General features: G+C 44.9%; 22 protein-coding genes. 6 read left to right on the forward strand and 16 right to left on the reverse strand.

The annotated features are described in order from the left end of the window. Nucleotides 1–127 precede the first annotated feature (127 nt). The 4 genes from U0033_RS32385 to U0033_RS32400 form a co-directional block, all read right to left on the reverse strand. On the reverse strand, nt 128–1,264 hold the full coding sequence (locus U0033_RS32385) for a dipeptidase (protein ID WP_072363034.1): 1,137 nt from the start codon (nt 1,262–1,264) through the stop codon (nt 128–130). A 133-nt stretch (nt 1,265–1,397) separates the two neighbouring features. Then, on the reverse strand, nt 1,398–1,934 hold the full coding sequence (locus U0033_RS32390; protein WP_072363033.1) for a YdeI/OmpD-associated family protein: 537 nt from the start codon (nt 1,932–1,934) through the stop codon (nt 1,398–1,400). Further along, complete coding sequence (locus U0033_RS32395) at nt 1,915–2,832, reverse strand: hypothetical protein (RefSeq protein WP_072363032.1); 918 nt, start codon at nt 2,830–2,832, stop codon at nt 1,915–1,917. Before U0033_RS32395 ends, U0033_RS32390 begins: the two co-directional genes overlap by 20 nt. Nucleotides 2,833–2,841: 9 nt before the next feature. Then, nucleotides 2,842–4,335, reverse strand: coding sequence for an alpha/beta hydrolase-fold protein (locus U0033_RS32400; RefSeq protein ID WP_083571639.1), 1,494 nt, complete (start codon nt 4,333–4,335; stop codon nt 2,842–2,844). 262 nt (nt 4,336–4,597) lie between these two features. Between U0033_RS32400 and U0033_RS32405 the strand changes: the two genes are divergently transcribed. After that, nucleotides 4,598–5,173, forward strand: coding sequence for an NAD(P)H-dependent oxidoreductase (locus tag U0033_RS32405; RefSeq protein WP_072363030.1), 576 nt, complete (start codon nt 4,598–4,600; stop codon nt 5,171–5,173). A gap of 71 nt (nt 5,174–5,244) precedes the next feature. Beyond that, the gene (locus U0033_RS32410; RefSeq protein ID WP_072363029.1) at nt 5,245–6,354 is read left to right on the forward strand and encodes a serine hydrolase domain-containing protein; all 1,110 of its coding nucleotides are present in this window, start codon (nt 5,245–5,247) and stop codon (nt 6,352–6,354) included. Nucleotides 6,355–6,509: 155 nt separating this feature from the next. Here the strand turns inward: U0033_RS32410 and U0033_RS32415 are convergent, their stop codons facing one another. Next, nucleotides 6,510–7,112 (reverse strand): DinB family protein, encoded by a 603-nt coding sequence (locus U0033_RS32415; RefSeq protein WP_143150795.1) that lies wholly within the window; start codon nt 7,110–7,112, stop codon nt 6,510–6,512. Between the two features lie 342 nt (nt 7,113–7,454). On the opposite strand from U0033_RS32415, the gene U0033_RS32420 reads away from it, so the two are divergent. Then, the gene (locus U0033_RS32420) at nt 7,455–7,856 is read left to right on the forward strand and encodes a VOC family protein (protein WP_072363027.1); all 402 of its coding nucleotides are present in this window, start codon (nt 7,455–7,457) and stop codon (nt 7,854–7,856) included. Nucleotides 7,857–8,020: 164 nt separating this feature from the next. Beyond that, nucleotides 8,021–9,196, forward strand: a complete 1,176-nt coding sequence (locus tag U0033_RS32425) for a metallophosphoesterase (protein ID WP_072363026.1) — start codon at nt 8,021–8,023, stop codon at nt 9,194–9,196. Between the two features lie 108 nt (nt 9,197–9,304). On the opposite strand, the gene U0033_RS32430 is transcribed toward U0033_RS32425, so the two are convergent. After that, nucleotides 9,305–9,880 (reverse strand): Crp/Fnr family transcriptional regulator, encoded by a 576-nt coding sequence (locus tag U0033_RS32430; protein ID WP_072363025.1) that lies wholly within the window; start codon nt 9,878–9,880, stop codon nt 9,305–9,307. Nucleotides 9,881–9,924: 44 nt separating this feature from the next. Next, on the reverse strand, nt 9,925–10,260 hold the full coding sequence (locus U0033_RS32435; RefSeq protein WP_072363024.1) for a nuclear transport factor 2 family protein: 336 nt from the start codon (nt 10,258–10,260) through the stop codon (nt 9,925–9,927). 160 nt (nt 10,261–10,420) lie between these two features. Here U0033_RS32435 and U0033_RS32440 point away from each other — a divergent pair, with 160 nt between their 5' ends. After that, nucleotides 10,421–11,278, forward strand: coding sequence for an SDR family oxidoreductase (locus U0033_RS32440; RefSeq protein ID WP_072363023.1), 858 nt, complete (start codon nt 10,421–10,423; stop codon nt 11,276–11,278). 47 nt (nt 11,279–11,325) lie between these two features. Here U0033_RS32440 and U0033_RS32445 read toward each other — a convergent pair whose 3' ends face one another. From U0033_RS32445 to U0033_RS32465, 5 genes are all read right to left on the reverse strand, one after another. Continuing rightward, on the reverse strand, nt 11,326–11,865 hold the full coding sequence (locus tag U0033_RS32445; protein ID WP_072363022.1) for a hypothetical protein: 540 nt from the start codon (nt 11,863–11,865) through the stop codon (nt 11,326–11,328). Between the two features lie 327 nt (nt 11,866–12,192). Continuing rightward, nucleotides 12,193–12,714: a nicotinate-nucleotide adenylyltransferase gene (locus U0033_RS32450; RefSeq protein ID WP_072363021.1), complete on the reverse strand. Its 522-nt coding sequence runs from the start codon at nt 12,712–12,714 to the stop codon at nt 12,193–12,195. Nucleotides 12,715–12,863: 149 nt separating this feature from the next. Continuing rightward, a complete protein-coding gene (locus tag U0033_RS32455) occupies nt 12,864–14,540 on the reverse strand; it encodes an RluA family pseudouridine synthase (RefSeq protein WP_072363020.1) in 1,677 nt (558 codons plus the stop codon). Nucleotides 14,541–14,753: 213 nt separating this feature from the next. Next, on the reverse strand, nt 14,754–15,527 hold the full coding sequence (gene map / locus U0033_RS32460) for a type I methionyl aminopeptidase (protein WP_072363019.1): 774 nt from the start codon (nt 15,525–15,527) through the stop codon (nt 14,754–14,756). Between the two features lie 10 nt (nt 15,528–15,537). Then, nucleotides 15,538–15,987: a GyrI-like domain-containing protein gene (locus tag U0033_RS32465; protein WP_072363018.1), complete on the reverse strand. Its 450-nt coding sequence runs from the start codon at nt 15,985–15,987 to the stop codon at nt 15,538–15,540. A gap of 168 nt (nt 15,988–16,155) precedes the next feature. Between U0033_RS32465 and U0033_RS32470 the strand changes: the two genes are divergently transcribed. Further along, on the forward strand, nt 16,156–16,488 hold the full coding sequence (locus tag U0033_RS32470) for a hypothetical protein (protein ID WP_072363017.1): 333 nt from the start codon (nt 16,156–16,158) through the stop codon (nt 16,486–16,488). Nucleotides 16,489–16,495: 7 nt separating this feature from the next. On the opposite strand, the gene U0033_RS32475 is transcribed toward U0033_RS32470, so the two are convergent. The 4 genes from U0033_RS32475 to U0033_RS32490 all read right to left on the reverse strand — a co-directional run bounded on the left by U0033_RS32475 (nt 16,496) and on the right by U0033_RS32490 (nt 19,933). Further along, nucleotides 16,496–17,065, reverse strand: a complete 570-nt coding sequence (locus tag U0033_RS32475) for a Crp/Fnr family transcriptional regulator (protein WP_072363016.1) — start codon at nt 17,063–17,065, stop codon at nt 16,496–16,498. 6 nt (nt 17,066–17,071) lie between these two features. After that, complete coding sequence (locus U0033_RS32480; RefSeq protein WP_072363162.1) at nt 17,072–17,872, reverse strand: oxidoreductase; 801 nt, start codon at nt 17,870–17,872, stop codon at nt 17,072–17,074. 79 nt (nt 17,873–17,951) lie between these two features. After that, complete coding sequence (locus U0033_RS32485; RefSeq protein ID WP_072363015.1) at nt 17,952–18,959, reverse strand: NADP-dependent oxidoreductase; 1,008 nt, start codon at nt 18,957–18,959, stop codon at nt 17,952–17,954. A 71-nt stretch (nt 18,960–19,030) separates the two neighbouring features. Continuing rightward, entirely contained in the window at nt 19,031–19,933 is a 903-nt protein-coding gene (locus U0033_RS32490; RefSeq protein WP_072363014.1) for a helix-turn-helix domain-containing protein, read from the reverse strand. Nucleotides 19,934–20,076 lie beyond the last annotated feature (143 nt).

Here is a 20,076-nt window from a genome sequence, read left to right on the forward strand (position 1 = left end):
TTAATTTTTATGAATTCAGTTTTACACCCACCCCTTACCAGCCCGGGAAAGCGGTGCAGGCCTGACTATAGAACAGAACTTCCTCCGGGTTGGATTTACGACCGCTGAATGCTATCGTTACTTACAGTTATCGAACAGTAGTAGCAGCATCAAACACACGGCAGAAATTCCCTCCACCGATCTTCGCTATCTCATCTTCATGAAAGCCTGTTTTCAGCATAGCATCCACTACCGCATAGTAAAATCCAACATGCTGATCAGCCCATGCTTCATTTGTCCGCTCGCCTACACGGGGCTTTGAAGGACCGCCACCTTTATGATAAGAAGGTGTCATCTTCGTATCCGTTCCAATGCACACATGATCTACCCCCACTACATCCACCAGTGCCCGGATATTCTGCGCATATTCCAGCGGTGTATCTGCCAGGTGGGTCCATACACCAATCACCCCGCCGGCATCTGCCACTACCCTGGCATTCTCTTTACTAATGAGTCTTTTGTACATCATCTTTGCGAAGTTGGCATTACTCCCCAGCTGCGTATTCAAACCGGTATGAGAAATAAACACCGGTTGTGTAGCCACTTTCAGCGCCATTTCCACCGTATTGCCATCACAATGTGCGAGATCTACGAGAATGCCTGAATGGTTACATGCCCTGATTACATCCGCACCAAATTTAGTCAGTCCGCCAAACACCGGTTCATTCGTATATACATCCCCCAAAGGAGTGGACGCATCACTATCATGTAATAGCGTAAGATGACGCAGGCCTCGTTTGTAAGCGACCTCCACCCGGTCCACCTGCCCTTCCAGCCAGTGTCCGCCTTCTACAGACTGAATCACAATGGGTTGCTTTTTCTTTTTGGCCTTGCGCAGATCTTCCATATTCAGTGCACGTTTCATTTTGTTCTTCTGCAGGTCTGCATCCATAGCAGAAAGGCCATTCAGGAAGCGATCATAGGCATCACCGGGGTTCACTAACTTTTGGTAGTCCACCGCAAAGGTCATGCAGATAGCCGTTAAGCCGGAGCGTTTTAGTTCGCCTGCCAGGTCTATCTCCGGGCCGGGAATATCGTCTTTGGTTAAAGGTACATCTACGTGATTGTGGGTGTCTATACCGTAGCTTGCTGCAACGATTGCCGCTACACGAGGGTCTATTTCACTGATAGCCCAGGATGATAATGGATGCAGCATCATGGCTGCTCCTGTTCCGCTAAGGGCGCCCAGAAACTGCCGCCGTGACCATGCTGATAGAGATTTCATGATCCTAAGATATAGAAAAGAGAAAGGGTCAGTGTGTTAAAACAGAAGACCGGTAAATGCATTATTTCACCGGTCTTCCATAATAATTATATGAGCGAAACGCGGATACTTTTCAAACGTTTCTGTGTAATTTTTAATCATTCATTCCTTTCCCTGCCAGGATCCGGGGAATATACTTTTCTATCCTCGCCATTCTCGTCTTCGCCTGCCTGGCCCCTGAAAAGAAAAATACATAAGCTTTTTGCCGCCCCGGTGTCAGGCCCTCAAATGCTTTTTTCAGTTTTGGCTGTTGTTCGAAGTATACCTCTAATTCTTCCGGGATAAGCACAGGGGTCTTTTTAGTATCCACCTTCAGTCCTGCTTTCTCTACTGCAATCGCTTCAAATATGCAGGCTTTCAAACTTGTGGCTACCTGCGTAATCTCTTTCACACTGTTAAACCTCGCCTGCCTGCCTACCTGCGTATTCTCACCGGTTTTAACGAGGATCGCATCCGGATCTGCCAGTAATGCCCCTTTGAAAAACAATAAGGCACAATAATCCTTAAATCCCTGTATGATCACAATGTTCCTGCCTTCGTAATCAAAACAAGGTTTCCCCCACTTCGTCTCCTCATTCAGTCCGCAATCCAGTACGATCTTTCTTAGTTTTTCAGTCTCCTTCTCCCACATCGTTATTTATTTTATTAAGGATCTCAACAAAATTTTCAGGTGGATATATGCCCACTTCCTCATCATTTCCTTCAAAAGGAATATTTGTAAAAACATCATTGTAATGCCAGTAAATACAAGGACTGATAGACCCCGGTCCCTGGAGATTCATATGTGGTACTATGCGGGTAAACATATTGACGATCTCTATGACTTCCATACTTTCAATAGGGTATAGTAATACCAGGTGCCGGTTGGGTACAGCCAGGATAGTGCCATATGTACCTATGATCTCCGGGTAATTATCCATGTCCAGTAACACATTGGGAGAATATAAATGCTCGTTGTGGATAGACCAGCGTTTCTTATCCCCCAGTTCCTGCTGTTGTGGCACCAGTTCATATTTATTTTTAATGTTCGCTATCCCTGTCGTAAACAGTTCGTCAATCGTTTTATTCCATATTTCAGGATATTCCCCGTCTACACTCATCACTGCATTTGGAAGGTCAAATACGAGCATTGCCATTATATCTTCTGTAACCTGTTTGGTAAGCGTCGTATTTTCTTCTACGTTATCCAGGAAACTATTATGATATAAGCGTACACCCAGCAGATCTTTTATCTTATCGTATTCATGAGCTCTGGCAGAAAATTCCTGCATATAGTTATGAGACTGCTCCAGCTGTTCAAAATGAAGCTGAATATGCTCCCGCCATTCATCAGCGGGCATTTGTTTACAAGCCTGTACAAGGTTGATGATCCCAAGCCGGGAAGAACCATAGCGATCAGTAGACACTGTGAGTATGTGGTCATCAACAGTATATACTATTTCCTGCGCACCCAGGTACTCATCCAGCAATGTCATAAACTGACTATACTCTTCCGGGGTAAAATAATCGTTGTCAGAAAAAGAAGACATTTTTAGTTATTATAAAGTAAATATTGTAATTAACTTCTCAAGGAGTGCGGAACTATAAAATGGAACAGTACCCGCGTTGACGAGTTGTAAAGTTGATGGCGCCAGGTAAGTCAGCTTTAAACCGATGTCAGCGTTTTTATGACGGTATTCTATTTTGTATGGATAAAATCCTTTTTGCAGGGGAACGATATAGGTATAAGTGCCTTCGTTGTGAGTACCATTGCAAAGGATCAGTTCCTGCTTATTCAGGAATAATTTTGAACCCGGATCTGCATTGAACACGAATATATGATAACCTGCTTCTTTTGCTTCCATCCAGCCATCTACTACTAAGGTATAATTATTCTTAAGGGGCAATGTGAGCTTCTCTTTTACAATGCCTTCCTGTTTAGGCTTTAACGCATCCTCTTCATAATACGCATAGTGTGTGTCTGGTTTCCCTTTGGCAGCTGCTTTCAGAGGTGTTCCAATTTTGAACACACCTGACTTTGATTTATTATACCGCGGGCGGTTGGTAAACTGCGTAACGGTCAGCGTAGCTGCATCTTCCAGCTGTACCTGGTTACCCAGGGAAGGAGAGGAGGGAGTAGGTGGAGTACCGTCTAATGTATAATGGAGATTTGTTGTATCACCAAAGGACCATACCTGGAATGGCTGCCCTTTTACAATCAAGCCATTGCCCGGATGAAAATCAATATTGCTTTTATTCCATCCAAAAGAGAACCGCAAACCATCGTAGGTGCTCTTCAGCCTGATAGAGCTGTGTGTTTCATCCGGGTAGAGGATCACCTTCCATTTTAGTCCGGCAGGCGCCAGTTTTGTGAGCTGTGATTCGAAACCGGGAATCTTCATCCCTTCGGCTTCCCTACCGGTTCTGCCACTGATAAATAAAGTGGTATTAGAGCCGGCTAATGCAGGAATTTTCTCAGGCGCTATTGAAGAGATGTAGCCATGATCCCACCAAAGACTGGGATCTACCGCGACATATGATTTGAAGGTGCCAGGTTCCTGTAATAATGCATTGATAACAAACAAGCCACCCAGGGAATGCCCCCATAAGGTGTTATCCCCGTTGGAAGGATAGTTTTTGTTAATGTGTGGGATCAGTTCATCTCTTAGGAAATGCAGGAACTTGGTACCGCCGCCAGAAGTAGGCCAGTCATCCTGGTGAGTCGGCGTAAGGTCTTTGTTGCGATCAATGCCCAGTACACTTACCACGATAGTGGGGGGTACATTGCCTTCGTTCTCCTGGTAGCGCTGTATATTGTTGATTAAACCAGTATTCCAGTTGCCTCCATCCAGTACATATAGTACATCGTATTTTTTATCGCTGCCCGGCTTGTAATCCTGCGGTGTAAATACCTGGATGACCCGCTCCTGTTGTAGAATGCCGGAATATATGGAGTCAATTTTATTGCCATTGTAGACGCTTCTCACGGTGTCCTGCCCCAGGACGCGCATGGAGGTAATAAAAATAACAAAGAGAAGAATGCTGGATTTCATGATGGTTTAGGTTAATCTTCCCTAAGATAGGTACATTTGTAAAGATGGAGAAATACCTGGCCTCATTTAATTGTTGCCGGCAGTGGATATTCATTAACTCGCAGCCGAAGGACCATAATTTTGTCAACAAAGGTCTGTGGGAACAAATACCCTGAATAATTACAGTCAGCTTACCCGGCTATAATTGAGCAGGATAAGAAAATCAGGGATGAATCAGACTGCCGTCCTTTTATTATTGTTTACCTGACACCATTTTTGTAGTATGAAAGTATTAATCATCAACGGGCACCCTGACCCGCATAGTTATAACCAGGCACTATTCAATGCTTATAAAGAAGGAGCTGCCACCACAAATGCAGCCATTTCAGAGATCAGCATTGGCACTTTACAATTTAATCCTAACCTCAGGTACGGCTTCAGACAGCGGACTGAATTAGAACCCGATCTGCTGGAAGCAATTGAAAAGATCAGGGCCGCAGATCACATTGTATGGGTATTCCCTATGTGGTGGTATGGGTACCCGGCTATTATGAAAGGGTTTATAGACAGAACATTTCTGCCTGGTATTACCTTTCAGCCGGTACCGGGAAAACCATTTCCACAGAAATTACTAAAAGGCAAAACCGGGCGGATCATTATTACGGCAGATACACCCAGCTGGTATGACCGCTTCATCATGCATCGTCCGGCGATTAACCAGTTTAAAAAAGGTACCCTGCAGTTTTGTGGTATCAACCCTGTAAAAGTTTATTACATCGCTCCTGTAAAGGATGCAAAACCAGCTTTTCTGAAAAAGCATATAGATAAAGTGTATCAACTGGGAGTGCTGTTACAGTAAATAATGAAAGAGGGTTGTATCTTATCTATCCCAAAAATTCCATAAATTACGTTTCTCATCCAGGACACAACATGAAATTACGCGCGCGCATACTGATTGTTTGCATACTATTGCCATTTATCGCCTATCCGCAAAAGCCCTTGCTCGATAGCCTGCTGGCCGATAAACACATTGCAGGTTTTGAAGCCGTCATCATTGATAAAGGGAAAATAGCCTGGACCGGCTACTACGGTTATCAAAACCTGGAGAAGAAAATCCCTGTTGGCCCCAATACTATTTTTGAGGCTGCCAGTACCTCCAAAACCGTAACAGCAGCTGCTATTATGCAACTCTATGCTGCCGGCAAATTCAAGCTGGATGACGATGTCAATAAATACCTGGATTTCCACCTGGCCAATCCCGCATTTCCGGATAAGCCCATTACTTTCCGCCAGCTACTCCGGCATCGTGCTGCCATTGACGATAATGTAGATTACCTGCATATCTTCTGGGATTCAAATCATGGAGATCCGACCATTCCACTACCGGTATTTATCAAAGGTTATTTTACACCACAGGGCAAACATTACGATAAGGAAAAGAACTTCTACAACTACCCGCCGGGCGCAAAAGCGAATTATTCAAATATGGGGATCGCACTCCTGGGCTATCTCGTAGAACGCCTCTCCGGGCAGGATTTCAACACTTATTGTAAAACGCATTTATTCCGCCCCCTGGATATGCAAAATACGGGCTGGTTCCTGCATGACATCGACAGTAACCAGGTCGCTATGCCTTACCGGTATTCCGATTCCCTGAATACATATACCCCATTGGGTTATGGCGGATTTCCTGACTACCCCGCTGGTGGTCTGCATACTAATGTCAGCCAGTTCGCCCACTTCCTCATCGCCTGGACCAATCAGGGCATCTATCAAAACAAACCAGTAATCGACAGCAATGCCATCCAGGCATTAACCCCCGATGATTTTAACCTGGGCTTTCATACCTGGTTCCAGTTTGCAACAAATAAAGGTGGGATCTTATATTGCCATACAGGATCTGCTATCGGGGTATCCTCCTTCATCTCGTATAGTCCGGCCAGTAAAAAGGGAATGATTTTCCTTTGCAATGGAGAGCTGGAAAATGCACAGGCCTGGAAAGATATCATCAATACGCTCTATGCGCAGCCGCTTAAATAATGGCTTGCTGAGTAACGAAGGGGCTTCTGTTTATGAAATGAGTGCTGATTAATCACTCCCGGATCCAGTTTTGCATTCTGCCCGGCTTTAATGAGCCAATTGCCCTGGCGTTTATGCAGCACAACTTTTTCATGGGGTTGCAAATTTATGGATGATTATGATTTCGCTCTCAGTGCCTGCGCCATATGCCTTTGTTCATGGGCAATCACAAACCGGAATGTATCACCCAGTGAGAATTTCAGCCAGTTGCCCAAAGTAGTCGGGATCTTAATACTTTCCAGGTTAATTATTTTAGCCTGTTCCAGCGTCAGCTTCATTCTTTCCTGCCACTCTATAAACTCATTCACCACTGCTTTCGCATCCAGCCTGGCTAATGGCCTGTACCCCTTAGGAGCCTGCATTTTCATGCCCGGATGACCATCTGCTTTGGGCAGCATCATTTTTGTAAAATAGTTGCCCAGCCAGCCACTCCTGAATACCGGTGATGGCATGGAGGGAAGACTACCCGTTAGTTTCGCTGTAATGGCCTTTTCGATCGCCGGAATATAAAACCGTGTATATCCATTTAAATGGTCCAGGCATTGCGCTGCACTCCATTTTTCCGGAGCAGGCTGGCGTAATAGGATCTCCTCTTGCGCTGTTAGTAATTGTTCCTTTGCTGTGCTTAACAGTACATCCACTTGCAGGATAAGCTCGTTTAGTAGGACTGGGGTCTCGAATTTGCGCGACATAATAGTGATAGCTTTATATGCTGCCAAATATAGGTATTTGCCGGTAATAGGTCACCAGGTCTATGGACGAAAGATCTGTAAACCGGCTTGGCGTAACAATGTTACCAATTGCCTCCTGTGATAAGTAAAGTGATTAAAACTCATTTCATAATTACCATTTAAGTGTTGATTATCAATCATAAAGGCCTATTTATGAAATGGGTTCTAGTAATAATGCTGCACCAGTATGATCTGAGCCCTGGGTGCAGGTATGCTGGTATGGTAACCTCGTTCCTTCCCAAACTTTTTGTCCATGGCTGTGATAACTCCTGACATAGGGTTGTCACCCCGGCACCTTTATTTTGCAGCAGTAACAAAATCAAAAACACAATGATCCTTTCCTCAATCCGCATTATTACTGCCGACATCCAGCGCCTCGTGAAGTTTTATGAATCGGCCACCGGCTTGCCTTTTACCTGGTTTACGGAAGACTTCGCAGAAGTAAAGACCGCCGCTGCCGCACTGGCTATAGGCAGTACCCGCACACTCGCTCTCTTTGGCGGTGATGTAGCCGAAGCTGCCAGCAACCGATCTGTGATTATTGAATTCAGGGTGGAGGATGTAGATGCTGCCTATACCCGGATCCCTGCGGCTATTGTTGTACAGCAACCTACCACCATGCCATGGGGTAATCGTTCCCTCCTGTTCAGGGACCCTGATGGCAACCTGGTCAACTTCTTCACACCGGTAACCGAAGATGCAAAAAAGCGATTTGGCGTAGCCGCCCAATAACCTTGAAAACCAAAGGGATATAGAAATAGGTAGAAGTCATTTCATAAATAGACATTTTCAATTGATAATCAATACATAAAATGGTAATTATGAAATGAGTTCTAATTATTTTACAATATTCTCACCAGCTAATCGTCTACCAGGTAAATACGTTTTTTATTTTTATGGCAAGATTTCCATTAATGCTCTTGCTCTTCCTGGTGGGCGATTTGTATTTTTACCAGGCGGTTTCGACACTTAGCCAGCATCCTGCATTGCACTTTGGGTATTGGCTGTTCGATATTTTACTGATCGCTGCGATCATCTCCATCATCTTTCTCCGCAGAGCCGGCTTCAATTCCGAACGCTTTATCGCGGTTGTGATCGGTGCCATGATGCTCAATTTTATTCCCAAAGTCTTTTCTTCTCCTGTACTCCTGGCAGAAGACGTCGTGCGTTTATTCCGGGGCTTCCCGGAGAGAAGTGTAGTCGTGAGCGAAGTCGCTATGGCAGTTGCCGGGTTCATTTTCCTGGCCATCATTTTTGGTCTTACAAAAGGTAAACACTTTTATAAGGTAAGAAAAGAGACCATCTTCTTTCCCGACCTGCCCGAAGCATTCGATGGGTTTACCATCACACAGTTATCAGATATACATTCAGGTAGTTTCAGCGATGCCGGCGGCGTTCAAAAGGGGCTCAACCTCGTGGATGCCCAGCAAAGCGACCTCCTGCTCTTCACCGGAGACCTTGTAAATAACATGGCCTCTGAGATGGATCCCTGGATAGGCGGATTTAATAAATTAAAGGCCCCTTACGGCAAGTATTCTGTATTGGGCAACCATGACTACGGCGATTACATCCGGTGGGAAAGTAAGGACGCGCAGGCCGCAAATCTGAACCGCCTGAAAGAAGTGCATGGAGAAATGGGCTTTAACCTGTTACTGAACGAAGCAGTGACCATCCAAAAACAAGGCCAGCACATCTCCCTGATCGGCGTTGAAAACTGGGGGAAAGGTGGCTTTCATAAATATGGTGATTTGAAGAGGGCGACCGCCGATGTGCCGGATCATTCCTTCAAGGTCCTGATGTCGCACGACCCTTCACACTGGGATGAAGTGACTGTGGAGCATCACCAGCATGTACACCTGACACTGGCAGGTCATACGCATGGTATGCAGTTTGGAATTGAACTGTTTGGTTTTAAGTGGAGCCCGATAAAGTATGTTTATAAACAATGGGCAGGCCTGTACGAACAGCAGGGGAAATACCTGTATGTAAACAGGGGCTTTGGATTCCTGGGCCTAAAAGGCAGGATCGGCATGTGGCCTGAAATCGCTGTGTTGACATTAAAGAAAGGCTGATAGGGGTTTCCTTATCAGCTTGTCTTTCCTGTCCATGGCCAATGGTTGCTCAAATTGATGAACAGGATAAGAGGGAACAATTATATCCGGAAGAGAAGCAAATTGAAATTACTTAGTTCTATTTTTCCGCACCCGGCTTAGCGTTTCCGGTGTGATGCCGAGATAGGAAGCAATCATCCCCTGCGGTACTCTCAATGCCAGCTGTGGGTACTTCTCTATAAACCGCTGGTATTTTTCTTCCGCACCTAAACTCAGGAACGTCTGTATCCGCCCCTGCGAAGCAACAAAACTTTTTTGCAGGATGGCATTGATCATATCATTAAAGGCAGGAATTTCTTTGCAAAGCTGGTCGAAATTATCTTTAGTAATGAGGATAATTTCAGCATCTTCCAGCGCTTCAATATTATAAATAGAGGGCAGGCCTGATTGCAGGCTTTCCCGGTCACCCGTCCACCAGTTTTCAATGGCGAAGTTTAAGATATGTTCATTGCCTTTGTCATCCACATGGAACGTGCGCAAACATCCCTTTACAATAAACGCATTGTATTTCCATACATCTCCTTCCTGCAGGAGATATTGTTTCTTCCTTAATTTCTTATACTGGCACACCGCCTCTATTTTCAAAAGGTCTGATTCGGAGATAGTACTTCTTTCGAGGATGTATTGCTTAAAGGACTCAAACATATAGCCATAAAGCTATAAAAAATATGAGTTCCCGGGGGGATTAATTATTGAGGGTCTATGAAGATCAGTAATTTAGCAATCTTCCCGTTTTCAAGGATCAATACATCCTGACCGGTGACCTGCTCCTGCTCTTCGTCTGGCCCAAAAGCCCAGAACAACCTGGCAATATGATGGTGTCCTTCTATTGGTTGGCGTAACCTGAACCGCCGTTCGGGAAATTTTGCCTGCAGCCCCGTGATGAGTGCCTCCGCTTCCTGGTGCCCGTGTGCAATAGCATGAGGATCTGTAATTTCAATGTCTATCGCATATACTTCCTGTATCAGGGATAGCTTTTTATCACGCCAGATCGAAAAGTGTTTTTCAATAATATCGAAGTCCATAAGGATTGATTTTATAGGTACAAAGTTGTGGTTTGTGCCCTGAAACGCCATTGATCTATATCAAAAACTCCACTTGACATTTGTCAATACCATTTTTTATTAAATGTCAATGGCGGGGGAATCTCCCTGGCGCAATTTTGTATCGTAAAAATTACAAATTATGTCACAGGTAATATTCATCACAGGAACAAGCACAGGCTTTGGTAAATTGACAGCACAAACACTCGCAAAGGCAGGGTATACAGTAGTAGCAGGCATGCGTGGTGTAAACGGCAGGAACGCTGCAGTAGCGGGCGAAATGGCAAAGCTCCCTAACATTACAGTTGTAGAAATAGATATCACAGACGATCATTCAGTCAAAGCCGCTTTTGCGGAAGTGACCAGTAAATTTGGCCGTATCGATGTATTGGTAAACAATGCGGCAGTGAGTGGCTTCGGTTTGCTGGAGGCGTATACCATCGATCAGATCCGTCGTATGTTTGAAGTAAACGTATATGGCGTGTTCCGTACATACCAGGCCGTGCTGCCTGTAATGCGCAGCCAGAAAGCTGGTTTGATCATTAACATCACTTCTGGCGCCAGCGGGCATACCCTGCCGTTTATGGTGCCTTATCTGGCCTCTAAATTTGTAGTAGAGAGCATTACCGAAGGTGCACAGGATGAACTGGCGGATTACGGTATCGAGAACGTAAGTATACAGCCGGGAGTATATCCCACAGAAATGACCAATGGCGCAAAAGCTGGTTTGAATGCAGACAGGGCTGAGATCATCGAGGCATACGGCACCGCTGCCGAAGAAAAATTCAATGGCTTGGGTACTGCACTCTTTGGCAAGATGGCGCAGTTTAACATGAACCCGCAGACGATTGCCGATGGGATTCTTGCATTAGTGCAAATGAAGGCCGGTACCCGCCCGCTTCGTTTCCCGCTGGATGCGATCGCGCAGGGTACAGACAAGGAATTTATCAAAGCCCGTGCTGATATTAAAGCAAAATGGGTGGCTGCCTATAATGGCTAAAAATGTAAGAGGGTATCTCAGCTCCTGGATGAGATGCTCTCTTTTTTTTATTCCAGTTGGATTTCTTTTTTCGTCTCATTGCCCGGTAGATCTACGGCAATGACTGTTATCGTTGCGCCGCCTGGCAAATTCGCTGCCCGGTAATACCAGTCTACACCATTCCGGCTTAACACGGCCTTCCCTTTTTCAAGCAGGATACCTGCTGCATCAGTAATTTTCACATCTACTGCTGCAATGGCAAATTTATCTCTGACAGTAACAACTACAGTGCTGTCTTTGGCCTGGATATTTTGTACTTCGGGCGACTTAAGCGCATCGCTGATCGCCATGTTCCAGGCATTCTGTCCGGGGCCTGCTTTGGATTGATAATAGGCCTTCATTTCAGGATCTTTCAGGATGGCCCTGGCATAGCCGACCGCTTCCGCCATTTTCTGCCTGGCAAGTACCTGGTTTTTAGTGGGTTTTTTCCTTGACCGGCCGCGTTTTTTTGCTACGATCGTCTGGCCATTGCGCTTGTAAATCGAGATCTGATCGCCGATACTTCCTTCCACGTACTGGAATAAGGCGTTGTCTTTTAATAAAGCCATAAAAGCTGTTTTGGGGTGATGCATACAAGGTTAATGAATATTGCCGGTTTATAGTCCATCTATTGTGCTAAATGAGTATTGATACATCACTTTTTCGTCACTTGAACGTCGCTTTAATATCGATTTGATATTAAAGCGACGTTCAAGTGACGTTTTAGTATAGTTATAATGTAATAGTGGCTCAATAGACGGCCTATGGTCTTCTGCTACAAAAGCATTCATGAGGGCATTTACCAGGGAGTATGGAACCCATTTGCAGGAAAAAAAAGAGGGCGTCTTTAAAAAGACACCCTCTTCCTGAGTAATACATTGTCTAAAAAATAACCATTAAAATAGGTCGCCGTTATCGTTGGCTTTTACTTTGATCCGTTTTGTACCATTTTCCAGGACAAGTCTGTATTTAGACTCATTGTCTCTGTCTTTGATGTACGTAATCAGGTATACATCTTTGCAAATGGTCCAACCCGGGTATTTTTTTGCTACTGCAGCTGTTAGAGATGTAGGTAATAATTCGAGTTCATATCTTTCCGCTGTACGGATCAGTTTTCCGCTTTTATCGTAAGCAGCCAGTGTCTGACCTTCAGGTATTGCAAAGGAAACAAAGTATGAATCATATTCATCTTCGTAGTAGTTGACAGCAGTCTTTAGGTCATATGCGGCAGAAGTGATTGTCAGTGGCTGTACTGGCTGTGCTTCTTCTTTTCCGTTCACTGTTTTGATAAACTTATAACTGGTTGCCTGTAAGTTGACAGATGGTCCGCCAGGAGCAGCAGTAGTTTGTGCGGATGATGAAAGGAAATTGGTCAGCATCAGAGCGATGGCTACAAGCATGAATTTTATGTATTTCATAGCTTAAGGTTTAAGTTTTAATCTTACTTCAAAATTCCTTCATCTTACAGGCAAAACTATTGACATGCATCATGGTGCATTGTAAATAGCATCATCGTTCGCCATGACTAAGGTCAGGCGCGGAAAAATAACTTGATAATCAAGTGGATTTAGAAGCCTTCTTCAATAGCAAAACTTACTTTTTCACGTGTGGCAGGATGTACAAATTCAATTTCTGCAGCATGCAGGTACATTCTTTCGGAAGGGGTTCCATACAGGTCATCTCCCACAATGGGGGCATTCAGCCCGGATGCATGAGCTGAGTGCATACGGAGTTGATGCGTTCTGCCTGTAAGCGGCCAGAAATTGACTTTGGTTGTATCAGCGTAGCGTTTCACAACTTCCCATTTAGTAACGCTCTTTTTCCCTGTTTCAAAGCAAACCAGTTGCCGGGGGCGGTTGAACAGATCTGGACCCAGGGGCAGATCAATCATGCCGCCTGACTGGTGAATAACTTTCGATAGCAGTGCTGTATAGCGTTTTCGTACTGTTCTCTGTAAGAATTGTCGTTGGATATGCTTATGGGCTGACGGGGTTTTGGCAACGACGAGGAGTCCTGAAGTATCCATATCTAATCTATGAATTATCAGGGGTTCAGTAGCTAGTAGACCCTGTTTTAACCTGCTATATACAGAATCATCGATGTTCACACCGGGTACAGAACGTAAACCGGAAGGTTTGTTGACCACGACAAAACTATCGTCCTCAAAGATGATTTCGAGCGGATGACGGTCTTCTTTAATATCGAGCAGGGGATTGGCGTCTATTTCAATACCTTCGAGCATATGGGCCAGAATTGGCTTGCATTTTCCGGTACAGGCGGGATAGAATTGCTGGTGCTTCCGGATGTCGGATTTTGGAGAAGCACCCCACCAGAACTCCGCCATAGCAATAGGCTGCAGACCATTCTTAAATGCGAATTGCAATAACTTGGGGAGGGCGCATTCACCACTGCCAGCCGGTGGCTTGCCAAAAGGTGTTTCTTTGAAGATTTCCTGGAGGCTCTTTCTTTTTAGGTCCTTATTTAGAAAACTATATTGTTCAAAGATCTGTTGCTGCAGATCGGCCGATCGTTCTTTGCGCTCGTTCTTTAAAGGTTCGATCTGTGCATCGAAAGCCACTACCTGCGCCTGCAACTCCCTGATCGTTTGCATCCACTCATCACTGAGGTATTTCAACTGGCGTTTATCGGCCAGGCTCTGGTTGATTATATCTGCCTCTGCAATAGCATAATCAGCCTCATTCAGGCGTTCTTTCAGTGTTGCCCTGAGTAGTTTGCGGTTTTCTTTATTCAGCCTTAATTGGGCCTTTAAAGCGTTAATATCGGTATTTGATGTTTGAAGGGCTTCTTTTAATTCAAGTTGCAGCCGAAGATAATTTTCATCATTGCTGAGCTGGTCGATGCGTGTATTGATGCCTGTAATGATTTCCAGCCCCTGCAGAAAAAAACTGTTTTCGGTAAGCATATCAAAGACAGGAGGTACAAATTTGGGATGGTCATTAGAGTTAGCGAGCTTACCGCTGAAGCCGGAGAGGTACCCGAGCCTGCCCTGCTGATCTTTTATGACGAGCACGCCAAACATTTTGCCGATGGGAGCACCATCCGTATCATTTTCCAGTCCAAAATTATGATCCAGCCCGGTATGCGTTTCCAGGTAGTATTGAAGATCGGCAGCGGCTAGCCTGGATAGTGGATGTGGTTCGTAGAAAAACGGAAAGGTAAACCGTTCTGGTAAGGCTATATCTTTAATTGATTCCCCCGAAAAGTAAGCGATCTTATCTCCCAACGCTGGTTTTATTTTGGGCGCAAAATTACGCTTTCTTCGCTAGTTCAGCAGGCCTGAGACCAAACAATTTTTTGAAAGCCGGCGAAAAGTGGGATAAATCTGAAGAAAAAGCCCGGCCAACTCCGGTTGAACCTGTAGTTTGAGTGGTCCAGGCAAAAATAAAGCCTCCAGATCCCTGCGGACCTGGAGGCTTTTAAAATCTTATGATCTTTCTTAATTGAAAATCCCATTCATTTCTGTCAGAATCAATGGCTGTCCATCCGTTACAACAATCGTGTGTTCATGCTGCGCCATATATCCACCTCTTTCACCGATCATCGTCCAGCCATCGTTCAATGTGGCAGACTCCGTAGCATAAGACGAATTTGTAGATATAAACGTCTCAATCGCTACCACTGAGTTCTTCTTAAATCTTCTCTTATCAGCCTTTACACGATAGTTCAGTAGTTCTCCCGGTTCTTCGTGCAGGCCCCTGCCAATTCCGTGTCCGCCCAGGTTTTTAATCACCTTAAAACCTCTTTTCCTGGCTTCTGTCTCCATCAAAAATCCAACATCTGCTATCTTCACACCGCCCCTGATCGTATTCAGTGCTTTCTGCAGAATTTCTTTGGAGGCATCCACCAGTTTCTGGTGTTGATGAATATCATTTCCCAATACAAAAGATCCGCCGTTATCTGCCCAGTAACCATCCAATTCTGCAGATACATCGATATTGACCAGGTCACCATCTTTCAGGATCCTTTTTTCAGAAGGAATGCCGTGGCAAAACTCATTGTCAACACTGATACAGGTCCAGCCCGGAAATTGGTAAGTAAGGTAAGGTGCAGATTTTGCACCAAAACCAGCCAGGATCTTAGCGCCAAATTCATCCAGCTCTTTCGTACTCATACCCACCTGCGCATAGTTGGTCATTTCTCTCAGGGTATAGGCAACGGCTTCGCTGGCTTTCTGCATACCTATCAGTTCTGCTTCTTTTGTAATTGACATGTTCGTATTTTTATTTTGTGGCGATGAAGATGGCTACTTCGGAATTTGCTCCCTGTTGAGATTTCGCGCCATACACCTCGTAGTCGTAAGTATATTTTCTATTCAGTTCTTTATCTTTCTGCCAGATCTCCATCCAGGTATTTCCTACAGCAGCCGGCATTTCTCCCTTTGCGGTGAATTTCTGGAATTGTTCCGGGCCAAACTCCCGTCCTGTAAGGCCTTCGGGTACCTCGTTCAGCGTTGTTACCGGCACGCCAATGATGGTGGTATATTCTTCTGTATAATCACTTTTGTAATCAGTATAGATAGCATATATTTCTCCGGATGCCTTATTGGGAATTTTCTCCATCACATTTTCTGCAAAAAACTGCCCCCATAACTTCCCTAAATCCTGCATAGCCTGTGCATCCTTATTTGTTGTCCTTACTGATAGTCCGATTACTTTAAATCCGTTTGTCATATTCTGTTTTAGATTGATGAGATTAACCGGCCGTAAAGATAAGTAAAACCCTTGCTTTTTTGTACTCTTTTCCTGGTCGGGTATATGGGGATTGCCAATATGGGTATTTCCGTATGCAGGATAAATATACAGGCGCCATGTGTTTAAGAAAATGACTACCTTCCTGCTATGAATAAGATCTTGTTTTCCCTGCTGTTAGCTGTAACAGTATTTACCTGTAGCTGTACTGTACAAAAACAGTCTAAATTTACCACGGACCGCATAAAGCCAGGCATGAGTAAAGAAGCAGTCATCGCGTTATACGGCAAACCTTATAAGGAAAGTACGTTTACTGACAGTAATCAGGTCGTGCATGAAAACCTGTATTACAAGGAACACATCTGGAGTCGTAACTGGTATGAAATAAATAACATTCTTCACTTCGAAAACTCGGTGCTGAAATCCCTGGAACAGGGAGACGAACGCCTTGTAGACAAGGAAAGGGAGGTAGTGGTTAAGTAAAAATACTTTACCGGATATTCCTTCTTATCCTACTCAGCGATGATTGGGTGATTCCCAGGTAAGAGGCCAGGTAGGACAAGGGAATTCTATTGGCCAATGCCGGGAAATTTCTCAAAAACATCAGGTAACGTTCAGTGGCATCTTCCGCCATCATGGGGCTGATCCTGTTCACTTTCTCTGCCAGGCTTTTAGCAGTGATCTTTGCAATGATCGGATCCCAGGTAATGATGGTCATAGACAATTCGTCCATCACCTCCCTGGATAATACGATATATTCACAGTCTGTAACAGCCTGTATATATTCTGTAGAGGGAATATGTTGATTATAACTATGAATATCCACGATGAAATTATTTTCATCAATGAAGTACTTCGTAATTTCATCACCTTTATTATTGTAATAGCAAACCCGCATGATCCCTGCTGTTAAAAAGATCACCTCCCGCGGTATTCTTCCCGCCTCATGATAATACGTATCTTTTCGGCTTGTCTTCACCATGCTCCTGCTCTTAATCAAGTCAATCTGCTGCTGGTTCAGCTGTCCAAAATGTAAAAGGTAATTAATTAGTTGCTCCATAGTCTGCTATTTCATCTGGCTCATCAGCATTTTGTCAAACATCTTATCAGATAGCATCTTCCGCATCAACAACATCGGCTTCGCCATTGCACCACCAATATACCTTGTTTTCGGATGTTTCGCCTCAATTCCTTTTTTAATCAATGCTGCGATCACCACTGGTTCTACTGCATGCTTCTCCATATCACCATATGTTTTTTCCAGGCTGGCTGCCAGTCCTTTGTAGACCGTATTCCCCGAAACCCGCATCATGTCTTTTGCGCCGATAGCTGTCATCTCAGATTTTGTACCACCCGGCTCTATCACGATGACATCAATTCCAAACTGCCTGACTTCGTTACGCAGCGAATCACTCAATCCTTCCAGGGCAAACTTACTGGCATGGTACCAAACACCCATGGGCAGCCCCACCTTACCACCAACAGATGAAATATTCACGATCTTACCATATCTTTTTTCACGCATCTGCGGCAATACTAATTGTATTAAGCGGGCTACGCCAAACAGGTTTATTTCCATTTGATTCCTGGCTTCAGATAAAGGTACATCTTCCAGTGCGCCGTAGGAACCTAAGCCTGCACTGTTTACCAGGATGTCTATGCGCCCGGTTTGCGCTATGCAGGCCAGGATGCTCTCCTCTTTCGTCACATCCAGCGCAATGGGTTGTACGCCATATTCCTTCAGCGATTGCAGCATGTCCATACGGCGTGCGGCACCATATACCTGGTAACCATGTTGTGCCAGGTAAATAGCGGTGGCTTTACCAATTCCGGAAGAAGCACCTGTAACCAAAACTGTCTTCGACATTGTTTTATTTTTTGATGATGTAACGAAGGTAGTCTGGCTACAGGTGGAAGTATTTGCCATTTGGCAAATAATGAACTGCTTAAACGGTTAAAACGATTTTACCCTGTATATGTCCATGAGCTGCCCGTTCGTGTGCTTTTGATGCGGCAGCGAGCGGAAAAGTGCTATCAATGGCAACCCTGAGGATACCGGCAGCCATTAGCTCCCCTAATTTTTCCAGCTGGGGGCCATTGCTCCGCACCTGTGTCATTGAGACATGAATACCCCGTTTTACTGCTTCTTCCCCGTCAGCAAATCCCAGAAATACGGGGAACAGGGCGCCGCCACTTTTAAGGACTTTCAGGAAACGCCCTGTAGTCGGACCGCCTAATGTATCCAGCACCAGGTCCACATCGCGTACTACATCTTCAGGGGCCTGTTGGGTGTAATCAATAAATTCATCAGCGCCCAGCTCCTGTAAGAATGCTGCATGTTTGCCGGAAGCCACGGCTATCACATACGCTCCTTTCCATTTGGCGAGTTGCAGCGCCAGGTGACCTACACCTCCCGCGGCGCCATTGATCAATACCCTTTTGCCCCCGAGCGGAACAGGCTGATGTTTTGCTGCCTGCAGGGGATTCTGAACATCATGGCCAAGTTCAATTAAAAATTGCCAGGCTGTCAAACCAGCCATGGGGGCTGCTGCGGCTTGTATATGATCAATGCCCGCTGGTTTGTGTGCAAAGTGTGAAGCAGGGCCTGATACATATTCTGCATAGGCTGCACTCTCGCCCATACTGGGAAACTGCAGCATGCTAAATACTTCATCACCTACGGCAAAGCCCTGCACATCAGGGGCAATGGCTGCAATGACCCCGGATAGATCTGTTCCCGGAATAATAGGGAAGGGGATGTTCGGTCGCCACTCAGGGGGCAGCATTTTATACCCATCCCGTAAATACCAGTCTGGTGGATTGATACCGATGGAGTGCACTTTTACCAGTATTTCACCTTGTTGTAAAGTGGGAACAGGCGCGTTTTCATATAGCAATACCGCTGGCCCTCCGAACTCGTGGAGCCGGACAGCTTTCATTTCATTTTGTTTCATGTTGAATGTATTATGGACATAGCAATCCCTTGTAGGTACCAGCCCTATTGGAGTTCACCTGCCCTTGCTGATTAATTGAATGATTTTCTGAAGATGGTCGGGGAAAGATGTGTATGACGCTTAAACAATTTATTAAATGACTGAGGATGTTCAAACCCTAACTGGTAGGCAATTTCAGCCACCGTGAGCCGTGTGGTGCTTAATACTATTTTTGCCCTTTCTATTAACCGGTCATGGATATGCTGCTGTACGTTTTGCCCTGTTAGTGACCGGAGCATATCAGACAAATACCGGGATGATACCTGCAGGTGATCTGCCACTTCCTGCACGCTTGGGATGCCTCCCTGCTGGTCTGCAAATCTTGCTTCCAGGTAATTATTCATCCGGGTAATCACATCGTGATGAATTGCTTTTCGGGTAATAAACTGCCGGTTATAAAAGCGATTACTATAATTAAGGAGGAGTTCTATCTGGGAAACCAGCACATCCTGGCTAAAGATATCTGTGTTGTTATCCAGCTCGTCCGCAATATTTTCAAACAATCCTGCAATCACCTTTTTCTCTTTATCAGATAAAAACAAAGCCTCTGTTACCGCATAGGAGAAAAACCCATATTCCTGAATATGCTGTCCTAAAGCATAATTCCGGATCAGATCGGCATGGAAGAAAAGCGTATAACCGTCGAGGCAACTTTCTTCGGCAGACATTGTCACTACCTGGTTTGGAGCCAGGAAGGCCATGCCTCCTTCTTCGAAATCATAATACCCCTGCCCGTATTTAATCTGCCCGCTAAAATCTTTCTTAAAAGAGATCTTATAAAAATCGATCATGAACTTTACTCCAACCAGGTTCCGGCTTCCTTTTTCATGGTCATAGTTCACCAATGCTACCAGGGGATGCAGGGGTTTGGGCATATCCAGGTCCCGCATGAACTCGGAGATACTTTTGTATATGATAGGAGGTGTTGCTTTCATGATGTAAAGGTCAGGAAAGTGGATGAATAAAAATTAGCCTAAAAGGTAAAAAGTGTAGCCTGGAGGTGAAGGTTGGTGATTGCAGTCTTAGGACCTATGTGGAGGTATTTTGAAGATGAAATGGATGAGAGGATTTACGGAAT

Source organism: Chitinophaga sancti (assembly GCF_034424315.1).
GTDB lineage: Bacteria > Bacteroidota > Bacteroidia > Chitinophagales > Chitinophagaceae > Chitinophaga > Chitinophaga sancti.